The sequence below is a fragment of the Actinomadura sp. NPDC049382 genome (genome assembly GCF_040677125.1).
GTDB classification, from domain to species: Bacteria; Actinomycetota; Actinomycetes; order Streptosporangiales; family Streptosporangiaceae; genus Spirillospora; species Spirillospora geliboluensis.
In genome coordinates this window covers 1-13,712 of sequence record NZ_JBFARO010000072.1, presented here as the reverse complement: position 1 = coordinate 13,712, position 13,712 = coordinate 1, and the positions used below count along the sequence as shown (strand labels likewise).

At 74.0% G+C, this 13,712-nt stretch carries 15 protein-coding genes; 12 read left to right on the top strand and 3 right to left on the bottom strand.

The annotated features are described in order from the left end of the window. Positions 1-67: 67 nt before the first annotated feature. From AB0K34_RS30975 to AB0K34_RS30950, 6 genes are read left to right on the top strand one after another with little or no spacing between them, the layout of a single operon-like run. Positions 68-655 (top strand): TetR/AcrR family transcriptional regulator, encoded by a 588-nt coding sequence (locus AB0K34_RS30975; protein ID WP_240808260.1) that lies wholly within the window; start codon positions 68-70, stop codon positions 653-655. A 10-nt stretch (positions 656-665) separates the two neighbouring features. Next, positions 666-1,862 (top strand): cytochrome P450, encoded by a 1,197-nt coding sequence (locus AB0K34_RS30970; protein WP_364552550.1) that lies wholly within the window; start codon positions 666-668, stop codon positions 1,860-1,862. After that, positions 1,862-2,641: an SDR family oxidoreductase gene (locus AB0K34_RS30965; protein WP_138639293.1), complete on the top strand. Its 780-nt coding sequence runs from the start codon at positions 1,862-1,864 to the stop codon at positions 2,639-2,641. The genes AB0K34_RS30970 and AB0K34_RS30965 overlap by 1 nt, the downstream gene beginning before the upstream one ends. Further along, positions 2,638-3,978, top strand: a complete 1,341-nt coding sequence (locus AB0K34_RS30960) for a cytochrome P450 (RefSeq protein WP_364552547.1) — start codon at positions 2,638-2,640, stop codon at positions 3,976-3,978. The genes AB0K34_RS30965 and AB0K34_RS30960 overlap by 4 nt, the downstream gene beginning before the upstream one ends. Continuing rightward, on the top strand, positions 3,975-4,169 hold the full coding sequence (locus AB0K34_RS30955) for a ferredoxin (RefSeq protein WP_138639291.1): 195 nt from the start codon (positions 3,975-3,977) through the stop codon (positions 4,167-4,169). Before AB0K34_RS30960 ends, AB0K34_RS30955 begins: the two co-directional genes overlap by 4 nt. Further along, the gene (locus AB0K34_RS30950; RefSeq protein ID WP_138639290.1) at positions 4,169-4,720 is read left to right on the top strand and encodes a nuclear transport factor 2 family protein; all 552 of its coding nucleotides are present in this window, start codon (positions 4,169-4,171) and stop codon (positions 4,718-4,720) included. Before AB0K34_RS30955 ends, AB0K34_RS30950 begins: the two co-directional genes overlap by 1 nt. A 34-nt stretch (positions 4,721-4,754) precedes the next feature. Here AB0K34_RS30950 and AB0K34_RS30945 read toward each other — a convergent pair whose 3' ends face one another. After that, complete coding sequence (locus tag AB0K34_RS30945; RefSeq protein ID WP_364552544.1) at positions 4,755-5,234, bottom strand: DUF3515 domain-containing protein; 480 nt, start codon at positions 5,232-5,234, stop codon at positions 4,755-4,757. Further along, positions 5,235-5,468: an Lrp/AsnC ligand binding domain-containing protein gene (locus AB0K34_RS30940; protein WP_138639289.1), complete on the bottom strand. Its 234-nt coding sequence runs from the start codon at positions 5,466-5,468 to the stop codon at positions 5,235-5,237. 134 nt (positions 5,469-5,602) lie between these two features. On the opposite strand from AB0K34_RS30940, the gene AB0K34_RS30935 reads away from it, so the two are divergent. The 3 genes from AB0K34_RS30935 to thiD all read left to right on the top strand — a co-directional run bounded on the left by AB0K34_RS30935 (position 5,603) and on the right by thiD (position 8,318). Beyond that, entirely contained in the window at positions 5,603-6,517 is a 915-nt protein-coding gene (locus tag AB0K34_RS30935; RefSeq protein WP_138639288.1) for a thiamine-phosphate kinase, read from the top strand. A gap of 101 nt (positions 6,518-6,618) precedes the next feature. After that, a complete protein-coding gene (locus tag AB0K34_RS30930) occupies positions 6,619-7,473 on the top strand; it encodes a cellulose binding domain-containing protein (RefSeq protein ID WP_364552540.1) in 855 nt (284 codons plus the stop codon). 32 nt (positions 7,474-7,505) lie between these two features. After that, positions 7,506-8,318: a bifunctional hydroxymethylpyrimidine kinase/phosphomethylpyrimidine kinase gene (gene thiD, locus AB0K34_RS30925; RefSeq protein ID WP_138639286.1), complete on the top strand. Its 813-nt coding sequence runs from the start codon at positions 7,506-7,508 to the stop codon at positions 8,316-8,318. Between the two features lie 127 nt (positions 8,319-8,445). Here the strand turns inward: thiD and rpmB are convergent, their stop codons facing one another. Continuing rightward, entirely contained in the window at positions 8,446-8,640 is a 195-nt protein-coding gene (gene rpmB / locus AB0K34_RS30920; RefSeq protein WP_067632165.1) for a 50S ribosomal protein L28, read from the bottom strand. A gap of 172 nt (positions 8,641-8,812) precedes the next feature. On the opposite strand from rpmB, the gene AB0K34_RS30915 reads away from it, so the two are divergent. The 3 genes from AB0K34_RS30915 to AB0K34_RS30905 form a co-directional block, all read left to right on the top strand. Then, complete coding sequence (locus tag AB0K34_RS30915; protein WP_364552536.1) at positions 8,813-10,399, top strand: DAK2 domain-containing protein; 1,587 nt, start codon at positions 8,813-8,815, stop codon at positions 10,397-10,399. 33 nt (positions 10,400-10,432) lie between these two features. Then, positions 10,433-12,622 (top strand): ATP-dependent DNA helicase RecG, encoded by a 2,190-nt coding sequence (gene recG, locus AB0K34_RS30910; protein ID WP_364552533.1) that lies wholly within the window; start codon positions 10,433-10,435, stop codon positions 12,620-12,622. 143 nt (positions 12,623-12,765) lie between these two features. Next, the coding region (locus tag AB0K34_RS30905; RefSeq protein ID WP_364552530.1) for a serine/threonine-protein kinase at positions 12,766-13,712 on the top strand (947 nt) is incomplete at its 3' end.

The following is a 13,712-nucleotide window of genomic DNA, read 5'->3' as shown; positions in this document are numbered from 1 at the left end:
TCCTCCCGCCGGCCCGGCCGCGTGCCGCCGTTGCGCATCCCGCATCGCTGAACTAATGTCTGGACACGTGTCCGGAAACCAGGAGCTGACGACCGAGCCCACCCGCCGCCGCCTCACCGAGCGGCAGGCCGACACGGTGCGGCGGCTGACCGACGCCGCCGTGGAGGAGGTCGGCGAGACCGGCTACGAGGGACTGACCGTCCGCAACGTGGCCAGGCGCGCCGGGGTCGCCCCCGCGACCGCCTACACCTACTTCGCCTCCAAGAACCATCTCATCACCGAGGTGTTCTGGCGGCGGCTCAGCGCGCTGCCGCCGGTGGAGGCCGACGGCACGCTGCTCGAACGCGTGGTGGAGGTGCTGCGCGAGATCGCCCTGCTGGTGTCGGACGAGCCGGAGCTGGCGGCGGCGTGCACCACCGCGCTGCTCGGCACCGACCCCGACGTCCGGGAACTGCGGGTGCGGATCGGCGTCGCGATCCGCGAGCGGCTGCGGGCCGCGCTCCGCGACCACGACGACCCCAAGATCCTCGGCGCGCTGGAGCTGGCCTACACCGGCGCGCTCGTGCACGCGGGCATGGGCTACACGTCCTACGCCCGCATGGCCGACCGGCTCGCCGAGATGGCAGAGCTCATCCTGCCCGAACCCCCCGAGTGAGGTGACGGCCGTGGACCCTGCTGCGCAGGTCTCCTACAGCCCGTTCGACTACGCCGTCCACGAGGACCCCTACCCCCTCTACGCGCGCCTCCGCGAGGAGGCGCCCCTCTACCGCAACGACGAGATCGGCTTCTGGGCGCTGTCCCGGCACGCGGACGTCGCGGCGGCGTTCCGCGACCACGGCACGTTCTCCAACTCCCACGGCGTCTCGGTGGAGCCGAGCGCCTGGGGCCCCCACGCGCACCGGACGATGTCGTTCCTGGCGCTCGACCCGCCACGCCACACGCGGATGCGCGCCCTGGTGTCCAAGGGCTTCACGCCGCGGCGGGTCAAGGAGATGCAGGACGGCATCCGCGCGCTGACCCTCCGCCATCTGGAGCCCGCCCTGGAGAAGGGCGAGTTCGACTTCGTCTCCGACTTCGCCGGGCTGCTGCCCATGGACGTCATCTCCGAGATGATGGGCGTCCCCGAGGCCGACCGGGTCGAGGTCCGCCGCCTCGCCGACACGGTCGTGCACCGCGAGGAGGGCCTCAACGACGTCCCGCCCGCCGGGATGGACGCCGCGCTCACCCTCGTCGGCTACTACCAGGACATGGTCGCCGAACGGCGCCGCACGCCCGCCGCCGACCTGACCTCGGCGCTGCTGGAGGCCGAGCTCGACGGCGACCGGCTGGACGACACCGAGGTCATCGCGTTCCTGTTCCTGATGGTCGTCGCCGGCAACGAGACCACGACCAAGCTCCTCGCCAACGCCCTGTACTGGGGGGCGCGCAACCCCGACCAGGCGGCGAAGCCCCTCGGCGACCCGGCACGGGTCGACGACTGGGTGGAGGAGACGCTCCGTTACGACACCTCCAGCCAGATGCTGGCCCGGAAGGTCGTGAAGGACGTCGAACTGCACGGCCGGCGGGTCCCCGCGGGCGACCGGATGCTGCTGCTCGTCGGATCCGCCAACCGCGACCCGCGCGTGTTCGCCGACGCCGACGCCTACGACCTCGACCGCGACACCTCCCAGCTCGTCAGCTTCGGCGGCGGCCGGCACTTCTGCCTCGGCGCCAACCTGGCCCGGCTGGAGGCGCGGATCGCGCTGACGGAGTTCGTCCGGCGCGTCCGGTCCTACGAGGTCGACCACGCGAACGCCGAGCGGGTCCACTCGGTGAACGTGCGCGGCTTCGCGTCCCTGCCCGTCCGCGTGGAGGTGCGGTGATGCCCAGGTTCGACCCCCATCCCGAGCGGCGGCCCGCCGTCGTGGCCGGCGCGTCGTCCGGGATCGGCGCGGCGACGGCGACCGCGCTGGCGATGGCCGGGCACCCGGTCGCGCTCGGCGCGCGGCGCCTCGACAAGTGCGAGGAACTGGCCGCGACGATCCGGGCCGGCGGGGGAGAGGCGTTCGCGCACCCGCTGGACGTCGCCGACGCCGACTCCGTCAAGGCGTTCGCGGCCGCCGCCGGCGACGCCCTCGGCCCGATCGAGGTCGTCGTGTCCGGTGCCGGCGACCTGGCCGCCGGGCGGCTCCACGAGATCGGCTCCGACGCGTTCGCCGCGCAGATCGAGGTCCACCTCGTCGGCGCGCACCGGCTCGTGTCGCACTTCGTTCCGGGGATGGTGGGACGGCGGCGCGGCGACATCGTGTTCATCTCGTCCGACACCGTCCCCGCCCCGCGCTCCTGGACGGGCGCCTACGTCGCCGCCAAGAACGGCGTCGAGGGCATGGCCCGCACGATGCAGATGGAACTGGAGGGGACGGGCGTCCGCGCGTCCATCGTCCGGCCCGGCCCCACCGCGACCGGCATGGGCATGACGTGGGACGCCGACACCACCGGCGCCGTCCTGGAGGACTGGGTGAAGTGGGGCCACGCCCGCCACCCGTACTTCCTGCGCCCCTCCGACGTCGCCGCCGCCGTCGCCGCGATCGTCGCGACCCCGCGCGGCGCCCATCTCCGGCTCGTCGAAGTTCAGCCCGAAGCCCCCCTGGAGGAGTCATGACAGCGTTGGTGGAGCCGCGCACCGTGTCGGGCGGGCCCGACCACCTGGAGGAGCTGCGCTCGGACCCGATCGGGCTGATGCGCCGGGTCCGGGAGGAGTGCGGCGACGTCGGCGAGTTCGTGCTCGCCGGGCGGCGGGTCGTGCTGCTGTCGGGCGCCGAGGCCAACGAGTTCTTCTTCCGCGCCCCCGACGAGGAGCTCGACCAGGCCGAGGCGTACCCGTTCATGACGCCGATCTTCGGCGAGGGCGTGGTGTTCGACGCCACCCCCGAGCAGCGCCGCGAGGCCCTGCACAACCAGGCGCTCAAGGGCTCGTTCATGAAGGGCCACGCCGCGACGATCTCCGCCGAGGTCGACCGGATGATCGCCGGCTGGGGCGACGAGGGCGAGATCGACCTGCTCGACTTCTTCGCCGAGCTGACGATCTACACCTCGTCGGCGTGCCTGATCGGGCGCAAGTTCCGCGAGCAGCTCGACCGCCGGTTCGCCGACCTGTACCACGACCTCGAACGCGGCACCGACGCCATCGCCTACGTCGACCCGCACGCCGACATCGAGAGCTTCCGTAAGCGGGACGCCGCGCGGGCCGCGCTCGTCGAGCTCGTCCAGGGGATCATGGACGGCCGGGACCCGCGCCCGCCGAAGGAGGACCGCGACCTCCTCGACGTCCTGATGTCCATCAAGGACCCGGACGGGACGCTGAAGTTCGACGCCGACCAGGTCACCGGCATGTTCATCTCGATGATGTTCGCCGGGCACCACACCACGTCCGGCACCGCCGCCTGGACGCTCATCGAGCTGCTCCGCCACCCCGAGGTGCTGAGCGGCGTCGTCGAGGAACTGGACGAGCTGTACGCCGACGGCCGCGAGGTCTCCTTCCAGGCGCTGCGCGCCATCCCCCGGCTGGAGTCGGCGATCAAGGAGGCGCTGCGGCTGCACCCGCCGCTGATCCTGCTGCTGCGAGTCGCGCAGTCCGACCAGGAGGTGCTCGGCCACCGCATCCCCGCCGGGACGATGGTCGGCTGCAGCCTCGCCGTCTCCAACCGCATCGAGAGCGACTTCCCCGACCCGGACGCGTTCGTCCCCGACCGCTACATCGCGCCCCGCGAGGAGGACCTCCTCAACCGCTGGACGTGGGTGCCGTTCGGCGCCGGCCGGCACCGCTGCGTCGGCGCGAACTTCGCGATGATGCAGCTCAAGGCCATCTTCTCGGTGCTGCTGCGGGACTGGGAGTTCGAGGCGGCGCAGCCGCCGGAGACCTACCGCAACGACCACTCCAAGATGGTCGTCCAGCTCGCCCAGCCGTGCGCCGTCCGCTACCGCAGGAGGCGGCGGTGAGGGTCGAGGCCGACCTGGACCTGTGCCAGGGCCACGCCATGTGCGAACTGGAGGCCCCCGACGTCTTCGAGGTCCCGCACAAGGGCAAGGTGCGGGTCCTCGACGCCGAACCGCCCGACGACCTGCGCCCCGAGGTCGCCGCCGCCGTCCGCTACTGCCCCACCCAGGCCCTCAGACTGCTGGAGACGTGATGCCCTCGTTCCCCCGTGAAGAGCTCGACGCGATGGTCGAGCACTGGCTGGCCGAGAACCGCCGCTGCGAGGAGGCCGGCGACTGGCGTCCGCTGGCCGACCTCTACACCGAGGACGCCACCTACGGCTGGAACATCGGCCCCGACCAGGACTTCATGGCCGTCGGCCGGGACGAGATCCGCGACCTCGCGCTCGGCTCGGAGATGGGCGGCCTCGACGGCTGGACGTACCCGTACCAGAGCATCCTCGTCGACGAGGTGAAGGGCGAGGTCGTCGGGTTCTGGAAGCAGGTCGCCGACGCCGCCCGCCCCGACGGGACGCCCTACGAGGTGCTCGGCATCGGCGGGTCCTGGTTCCGCTACGCCGGGAACCGGCGGTGGTCGTGGCAGCGCGACTGGTTCGACCTCGGCAACGTCACCTCGGTGTTCGTGGAGATGATGAAGGCGGGGGTGCTGTCGGACGGGATGAAGCGGCGTCTCGACCGGGCCGCGGCCGGCGAGCCGATCCCCGGCTACTACCGGCGCGGCGAGAGCCCCGTCCCGATCTGGTGACCGCGGGCCCGGCCGGGTGACCGCGGCCGGCGGGTCAGATCTGGCCCTCCGGCTTCGGCGGGATCGTCGCCTTGATCGACGGCCCGAGCTCGATCAGCACGTCCCCGGCCGGGTTGTACTTCGGCGGCACCGTCACCTCGACGTACGCCTGCCGGCCGACCGCGGTGAAGGTGACCGGTCGGTCGGCGGGCACCCCGAACCAGTCGACCCCGTTGATCGTCACCAGCTCGGACGCGGGCTGCAGCGCCGCGGGCCGGGGCACGCCGCAGCGCAGCGCGATCGCGGGCGACCCCCACGCGGCGGTGAGCGGCGAGTCGGGGGAGGTGTCGCGGCGCTCCTGCCCGCGCACCTTCGCGGGCAGCCGCAGGCCCTCGCACAGCCGCGCGACGGCCGCGTCGGGGCTCGGCACGGGCACCTGCACGGCGCCGTCGCCGCAGGCCGCGGCCAGCACCATCGGCCCGGCGAGCAGCACCGCCGCGAGGCGCCGCCGCCCCGCTCCCCCCGGAAAGACCATCTAGATGTGCACGATCGGGCAGGTGAGCGTGCGGGTGATGCCCTCGATCGCCTGGATCTGCGCCACCACGAGCCTGCCCAGCTCGTCGACGTTGCGCGCCTCCGCGCGGACGATCACGTCATAGGGCCCCGTGACGTCCTCCGCCAGGGTGACGCCCGTCACGCCGGAGATGTGGCTCGCCACCTCGGCGGCCTTACCGACTTCGGTCTGGATGAGGATGTAGGCCTGCACCATCACGTCCTCCCCAAGCGGAGAATCTGCCGTCGGACGGTTCACCGTATCGTGTTACGCGCCGTCGCGGGGTTCCGGGGTGCCGGGTGCCCCGGCGGGGCGGCGCGAGCAGGCGGAACACGGGGGAACGGACGCGGATGGGCACGATCGGCGAGCTGGGCGAGTTCGGATTGATCGACCGGCTGACGCGGCGGCTGCCGCAGGGCCCGGCGGTCCGGCTCGGCCCCGGCGACGACGCGGCCGTGGTCGCCGCGCCGGACGGGCGCGTCGTCGCCACCACCGACCTGCTCGTGCAGGGGCGGCACTTCCGCCTCGACTGGTCCGGTCCGTACGACATCGGGCGCAAGGCCGCCGCGCAGAACCTCGCCGACGTCGTCGCGATGGGCGCCCGGCCGACCGCCCTCCTGGTCGGCTTCGCGGCCCCGCCCGAGACCCCCGCGGACTGGGCGGAGGCGCTGTACGACGGGCTCGCCGACGAGTGCCGCGCCGCCGGGGCCTCGGTCGCGGGCGGCGACGTCGTGTCCGCGCCGCGGATCACCCTCGCGATCACCGCGCTCGGCGATCTCGGCGGCGCGGCGCCGCTCACCCGGTCCGGCGCCCGCCCCGGCGACGCCGTCGCCGTCCGCGGCAGGCTCGGCTACGCCTCCGCCGGCCTCGCACTGCTCACCGAAGGGCGCGACGGGCCCGCCGAGCTGATCGCCGCGCACCGGCGCCCCGAACCGCCCTACGAGGCCGGGGACGAGGCCCGCGCCCACGGCGCCACCGCCCTGCTGGACGTGTCGGACGGGCTCGTCCAGGACCTCGGCCACATCGCCGACGCCGGCGGCGTGCGCATCGAGATCGACTCCGCGGCCGTGCCCGTCCCGGAGATCCTCGGCCCCGACGGGCTGAGGCACGCGCTCACCGGCGGCGAGGACCACGCGTTCGCCGCGACGTTCCCGGGCGCCGTCCCGGCGTCCTGGTCGCGGATCGGGACCGTGGCGGCGGGTTCGGGAGTGCGCGTGGACGGCCGCGAACCGCCGCCCGGCGCGTGGGACCATTTCGCCGTCTGAACGGCGGGTGCACGCACCGCGTACAGCCGTGTGCGTTGACGCATCCGGTAGGCAGGTTTGGGGCTGGTTTGGTATACATCCTGTGATCGAAGAGGGATGGGATGGGACGACACACGAGGCACGAGCGACCGGACGATGAACCCGTACCGGGCGCCTCGGCATCCCGGGAGCCGTACTACGCGGCTCCGGTCGACCCGTCCTACCAGGCGTTCTCCGGGCCCACCGACGACCGGGTCTTCGTGTCGTCGTACGAACGGCCCAGGTCGGGGCCTCCGCCCGCCCCGGAGGGGTACCGCTTCGACCCGCTGCCCGGGGACTACCCCGGCGACCATCCCGGCGCTCCCGACCCCGCCTACGCTCCCGAAGACCCCCTCGACGGGCCGCTCGACCGGCCCCAGGCGGGCGCCGCCCCCGAACCCGACGGCGGGCGCGGCCTCACGAAGTTCATCGCGAAACTCCCGCTCCCGCTGCTGCCGATCGTCGCGCTCGTCGTCGCGGTCGGATCGGTCTCCTACGCGCTGAGCACGCAGCAGATATCGCTCAACTTCGCGGGCGGCGGCGGCGCCCCCCGCGACACGCAGAGCAACCCCCGCGACAGCCAGGTCTCCCAGCGCGGGCCGGGGGAGCGCGCCGGACGCGGCAACGCCCGCGCCGACGGCCTGGTCATCTCCTTCAAGGTCGCCTCGAAGCGGCCCGGCGGCTTCAAGGCCACCGCGACCATCGCCAACAAGGGTCAGGCGCCCGTCCCGAAGTGGGCCCTCGCCTTCAAGATCCCCGACGCGTCGGTCACCGCGATCAGCGGCGCCACCGTCGTGCGGACCGGGTCCCTCGCCTTCGTCCGGGGCCGCAGCGCGATCGCTCCCGGCGACACCGTCCGCCTCGTGTTCACCGCGCAGGGCACCGCCTCCAAGCCGACCACCTGCGTGCTGAACAAGCTCCCCTGCGCCCTGATCTGAGCAAACGCCGAAACCACCATAAGGTGGACGGCATGTCGCATACTTCGTCCGCGTCGAAGACCCCGCCCCTCGCGCTCACCATCGCGGGCTCGGACTCCGGCGGCGGCGCCGGCATCCAGGCGGACCTGAAGACCATGCTCGCCCACGGCGTCCACGGGATGAGCGTCATCGCCGCCGTCACCGCGCAGAACTCCCTCGGCGTCCAGGGCTACTGGGAGCTCCCGCCCGAGGCGGTGCGCGCGCAGCTCGACTCCGTCCTGTCCGACATCGGCGTGCACGCGATCAAGACCGGCATGCTGGCCTCCACGGCACTGGTCGAGATCGCCGCCGAGGCCATCGCCGCCACCGACGCGCCCGCCGTCGTCGACCCGGTCGGCGTCTCCAAGCACGGCGACTCGCTGCTCGCGCCCGACGCGGTCGACGCCGTCCGCACCGCCCTGCTCCCGGTCGCGACCGTCGTCACGCCGAACCTGTACGAGGTCGAGCAGCTCACCGGCGTCAAGGTGGTGGACGAGTCCGGTCTGCGCGAGGCCGCCGAGGCGGTCAAGGCCCTCGGCCCGCGCTGGGTGCTGATCAAGGGCGGCCATCTCCCCGGCGAGCCCGCCGACCTGCTGTTCGACGGCGAGCACGAGCACCGCTTCACCGCGCCGAGGCACGACAACCGCCACACCCACGGCACCGGCTGCACGCTCGCGTCCGCGATCGCGTCCAACCTGGCCCTGGGCGATGACGTCCCCACGGCGGTCGCGAAGGCCAAGCAGTACGTGACGGGCGCCATCGCCGCGGGCTTCCCCCTGGGCAGCGGCATCGGCCCGGTAGACCACGCCTGGCGCCACCGCCCCTGACCACCACACCCCGGCCGCGCGCGGGCTCGGCCGGGGTGGCTTTTGTGTCCGGGCATGCGAAAGTCGGCCCATCGGGTTCGATGGGCCGACTCGGAGTCCTGTGCGGTTGTGGCGCCGCCGGGGCGGGTCAGACCGTCGGCTTGACGATCTTGCCGGCCTTGATGCAGGACGTGCAGGCGTTGATGCGCTTGGTGCTGCCGTTCACGACGGCGCGCACGCGCTGGATGTTGGGGTTCCAGCGGCGCGGGGTGCGGCGGTGCGAGTGGGAGACGCGCATGCCGAAACCGGGTCCCTTGCCGCAGACGTCGCAGACGGAAGCCACGGGAAACTCCAAGTGGTATCGATGCTCTGACCGGAGCGCCGCCCCGGTGCCGCCGGCGGGGCGGGCCGGGCATCATGGGTGCTCACTGACGAGCGCCTCGGACGAGGCGCACGGATCAGATTAGCCGACAGCCAGTCGGTAGGCGAATCGCGGATGGGGAGGGGAGCGGTCTTTGGGCGAGGTCCTCGACGGTCCGGCGGTGCGCCGGTGGTGCCGGCTGGCGGCGGACGCGCTCGGCCGCACCAGGGGCGAGATCGACGCGCTCAACGTGTTCCCCGTGCCGGACGGCGACACCGGCACCAACCTGCACCTGACCGTGATCGCGGCGGCGGAGGCGCTGGACGCGCTGCCAGCCGCCGCGGGCTCCGCCGAGACGTGGCGGGCGCTCGCGCGCGGCGCGCTGCTCGGTGCGCGGGGCAACTCCGGTGTGATCCTCAGCCAGGTGTTCCGGGGCCTCGCCGACGTCCTCGGCCCGCTGGCGGCGCCGCCGGACGGCGCGGCGTTCGCCGGGGCGCTCGGGCACGCCTCCGAGCTGGCCCGGGGCGCCGTCGAGCATCCGGTGGAGGGGACGATCCTCAGCGTCCTCGCCGAGGCCGCCGAGGCGGGGGCGGCCGGCGGGGCCGGGCTCCCGGCGGCGTGCCGGTGCGTCGCGGACGGGGCCCGGCGGGCGCTGCGCCGCACCACCGGCCAGCTGGACGTGCTGGCCCGCAGCGGCGTGGTCGACGCGGGCGCGGCCGGGCTCTGCGTGGTCCTCGACGCCCTGGCCGCCGTGGTCACCGAGGAGTACCCCGAGCGGTACGAGGTGCCCGCGCGCGCCGCCGCGACGGCGCCCCCGCCCGAGCGCCCGGAGCCGCAGGGCCCCGGCTACGAGGTGATGTACCTGCTCGACGCGCCGGACGGCGCCGTCCACGACCTGCGCGGACGGCTCGACGGCCTCGGGGACTCGCTCGTCGTGGTCGGCGGCGACGGGCTGTGGAACGTCCACGTCCATGTGGACGACGCCGGCGCCGCGATCGAGGCGGGCATGGCGGCCGGGCGCCCGCACCGCATCCGCGTCAGCTGCCTGCACGCGGGCCCGGAGGAGCCGCACGCCCCGCACACCGGCCGCGCGGTGATCGCCGTGACCGCCGCGGGCGGGCTCGCCGCGCTGTTCGAGGAGGGCGGGGCGCGGGTCGTCCGCCGCGAGCCGGGCGCGGTCCCGCCCCTCGCGGTGCTGGCGGAGGCGATCCTGGCGGCGGGCGACGAGGTGGCCGTGCTGCCGAACGAGCCCGAGGTCCTCGCGCTCGCCGAGGCCGCGGCGGAGCGGGCGCGGGACGGCGGCGCGCGGATCGCGGTGGTGCCGACCAAGGCGTCCGTCCAGGGGCTGGCGGCGCTGGCGGTGCACGATCCGCTGCGCCGCTTCGGCGAGGACGTGATCGAGATGACCCGCGCCGCCGGCGCGACCCGCTCGGGCCGGCTGGAGGTCGCCGAGGAGGAGGCGGTGACCAGCGTCGGGCTGTGCCGGCCGGGCGACGTCCTCGGCCTGATCGAGGGCGACGTCGCGACGATCGGCGCGGACGTCGCCGCCGTGGCGCGGGGCGTCCTCGACCGAATGCTGTCCGGCGGCGGCGAACTCGTCACGCTGATCGTCGGCGCGCAGGCTCCGGACGGCCTGGCCGACGCGCTAGAGGAGCACTTGCGCCGGGAGCATCCCGATGTGGAGGTCGGCGTCTACGCGGGCGGGCAGGAACGCCACCCCCTCCTCATCGGCGTCGAATGATTCCCGTCGTGCCCATGGGCTAGAAAAGAGTGCGTGGCGAATCTCGACGAGCCGTTGCGCAAGGTCCTCGGCGACAAGACGGCCAAGGCGCTGGAGAAGGGCCTCGACCTGCACACGGTCGGCGACCTGCTGCACCACTACCCGCGCCGCTACGCCCACCGGGGCGAGCTGACCCAGCTCAGCGGGCTAGAGGACGGCGAGCACGTCACGGTCATGGCGGAGGTCGTCAAGGTGCAGGGCCGCACCCTGACCCGCAGCCCCGGCTACGTCCTAGAGATCACCGTCACCGACGGGACCGGGCAGCTCAAGCTCAGCTTCTTCGGCCGCAAGGGCTCCTACCGGGCCGAGAAGGACCTGTCGCCCGGCACCCGCGGGCTGTTCGCCGGGAAGATCAGCACCTACCGGCCGCGCAGCGGGAACGTCGTCCGGCAGCTCGCCCACCCGCAGTACAAGGTCGTCCACGAGCGGAGCGCCGAGCAGGCCGCGCAGGAGTGGGCGGACGAGATCATCCCGATCTACCCGTCCACGAAGGCGCTGCCCATCGAGACGATCGGCACGTCCGTCGAGACCGTCCTGACGCACTTGGACCTGCCCGCCGACCCGATGCCGGACGCCCTGCTCCAGCGGCGCGGCCTGATCGGGCTGCGGGAGGCGTACGAGGGCATCCACCGCCCCAAGAGCTGGGAGGAGCTGGGCCGCGCCAAGAAGCGCCTGAAATGGGACGAGGCGTTCGTCGTCCAGGTCGCGCTCGCCCAGCGCCGGCTCGCCGCCGCCGCGCTGCCCGCCAAGCCGCGCCCGCCGGCGTTCGGCGGCGTCCAGGCGGAGTTCGACGCGCGCCTGCCGTTCGAGCTCACCAAGGGCCAGCGCAAGGTCGGCGACGAGATCGCCGCCGACCTGGCCAAGGAGCACCCGATGCACCGCCTCCTCCAGGGCGACGTCGGAGCCGGCAAGACGATTGTCGCGCTGCGGGCGATGCTGCAGGTCGTGGACGGCGGCGGGCAGGCCGCGCTGCTCGCGCCGACGGAGGTCCTCGCGCAGCAGCACTACCGCTCGATCACCGGGATGCTCGGCGACCTCGCGCAGGCGGGGCAGCTCGGCGGGGCCGAGCACGCCACCCGCGTGGCGCTGCTGACCGGGTCGCTGGGCGCGAAGGCGCGCAAGGAGGCGCTGCTGGACGCGGCGTCCGGCGCCGCCGGGATCGTCGTCGGCACCCACGCGCTGCTGCAGGAGAGCGTCCAGTTCGCCGACCTCGGCCTCGTCGTCGTCGACGAGCAGCACCGCTTCGGCGTCGAGCAGCGGGACGCGCTGCGCGAGAAGGTCGACGGCGGGCGCCCGCACGTCCTGGTGATGACGGCGACGCCGATCCCGCGGACGGTCGCGATGACCGTGTTCGGCGACCTGGAGACCTCGGTCCTCGGGCAGCTCCCGGCCGGGCGGTCGGAGATCCAGACCCATGTGGTGCCGCCGGAGAAGCCCGCGTTCTTCGCGCGCATCTGGGAGCGCATCAAGGAGGAGGCGGAGAAGGGCCGGCAGGTCTACATCGTCTGCCCGCGCATCGGCGAGCAGGAGGGCGACGAGGGCGACGCCGTCGCCGCCGAGGAGGGGGAGCGCAGGTCGCCGCTCGGCATCATGGAGGTGCTGCCGAAGCTGGAGGAGCTGCTCGCCGGGCTGCGCATCGGCGTCCTGCACGGCAAGCTGCACCCCGACGAGAAGGACGCGGTGATGCGCCGCTTCACCGAGCGGGAGCTCGACGTCCTGCTCGCCACCACCGTCATCGAGGTCGGGGTGGACGTCCCCAACGCCACCGTCATGGTCATCATGGACGCCGACCGGTTCGGCGTCTCCCAGCTCCACCAGCTGCGCGGCCGGGTCGGGCGCGGGTCGCTGCACGGCCTGTGCCTGCTGGTCACCGAGGCGGAGCCGGGCAGCAAGGCCCGCGAGCGGCTCGACGCCGTCGCGTCCACCACCGACGGGTTCGAGCTGTCGCGGCTCGACCTGGAGCAGCGCCGCGAGGGCGACGTGCTGGGCGCCGCGCAGGCGGGCCGCGCGTCCAGCCTGCGGCTGCTGACCCTGCAGCGGGACGAGGACGTGATCCGCGACGCCCGCGAGGAGGCGACGGCGCTCGTCGGCGCCGACCCCGATCTGGCCGACCACCCCGGCCTCGCCACCGTCCTGTCCTCCCTCCTGGACGAGGACCGCGCCGACTTCCTGGAGAAGACCTAGCCCGCCCGGCGGGCCTCGCCGCCGCTCACTCCGGACACACGGTTGATCACAGAGGTCTAACGTGAGTGGATGGTGAGGGGCCATCGGGGGCTCGCGAGGGTACGGGTCCCGGTGGCGGCCCGTACGCGACGGAGGAGCTCCCCATGACGTCCGTTGGCCCTTTGGCGCCCGGCGACCCCGCGCGGCTCGGGCGGTACGAGCTGACCGGACGGCTCGGGGAGGGCGGGCAGAGCGTCGTCTACCTCGGCCGCCGCGAGGACGGGACGCAGGCCGCGGTGAAGCTGCTGCGCGACCAGTTCAGCCGCAGCCCCGAGTGGCGGGCGCGGTTCGAGCGCGAGATGCGGATGATCGGGCGGGTCGCCGGGTTCTGCACGGCGCAGGTCGTCGAGGCCGACATCTCCGGCGACCTGCCGTACGTGGTGAGCGAGTACGTGCCGGGGCCGTCGCTCAGCGGGCTCGTCCACGAGCGCGGGCCGCGCACCGGCACCGACCTCGACCGGCTCGCGATCGGCACCGTGACCGCGCTGGCGGCGATCCACCGGGCGGGGATCCTGCACCGCGACTTCAAGCCGTCCAACGTGCTGATGGGGCCGGACGGCCCGCGCGTCATCGACTTCGGCATCGCGCGGGTCGCCGGCGCCCCGGCGGCGAAGGGCAGCGGCGTCGTCGGGACGCCGTCCTACATGGCGCCCGAGCAGGTGACCGACGCCGAGCTCGGCACGGGCGTCGACATGTTCGCCTGGGCGGCGACGATGCTGTTCGCGGCGACGGGGCGGCACCCGTTCGGCAACGACACGATCTCCGCGGTGTTCCACCGGATCCTGCACTACGAGCCGGACCTGTCGGCGCTGCCGGAGTCGCTGCGCGGCGCCGTCGCGTCCTGCCTCGCGAAGGACCCGGCGCTGCGCCCGGAGGCCCAGCGGGTGCTGCTGGACCTGCTCGGCGGGCAGGCCGTGCCCGAGGACGAGGGCCCGCTCAGCACCGGCGCCCACTTCGCCGGGGACGCGCGGGTGCTGCCGCTGCCGACCCCCGCGCGGCCGGGCGGCACCGATCCGGGCGGGGCGCCTCCGCCGCGGACCGTCCCGCCGCG

Bases quoted from the DNA above. Each gene is read 5' to 3' on its own strand.
- AB0K34_RS30965 (WP_138639293.1), top strand. From the start codon at position 1,862: ATGCCCAGGTTCGACCCCCATCCCGAGCGGCGGCCCGCCGTCGTGGCC.
- AB0K34_RS30960 (WP_364552547.1), top strand. From the start codon at position 2,638: ATGACAGCGTTGGTGGAGCCGCGCACCGTGTCGGGCGGGCCCGACCAC.
- AB0K34_RS30950 (WP_138639290.1), top strand. From the start codon at position 4,169: ATGCCCTCGTTCCCCCGTGAAGAGCTCGACGCGATGGTCGAGCACTGG.
- AB0K34_RS30945 (WP_364552544.1), bottom strand. From the start codon at position 5,234: ATGGTCTTTCCGGGGGGAGCGGGGCGGCGGCGCCTCGCGGCGGTGCTG.
- AB0K34_RS30940 (WP_138639289.1), bottom strand. From the start codon at position 5,468: ATGGTGCAGGCCTACATCCTCATCCAGACCGAAGTCGGTAAGGCCGCC.
- AB0K34_RS30935 (WP_138639288.1), top strand. From the start codon at position 5,603: ATGGGCACGATCGGCGAGCTGGGCGAGTTCGGATTGATCGACCGGCTG.
- AB0K34_RS30930 (WP_364552540.1), top strand. From the start codon at position 6,619: ATGGGACGACACACGAGGCACGAGCGACCGGACGATGAACCCGTACCG.
- thiD (WP_138639286.1), top strand. From the start codon at position 7,506: ATGTCGCATACTTCGTCCGCGTCGAAGACCCCGCCCCTCGCGCTCACC.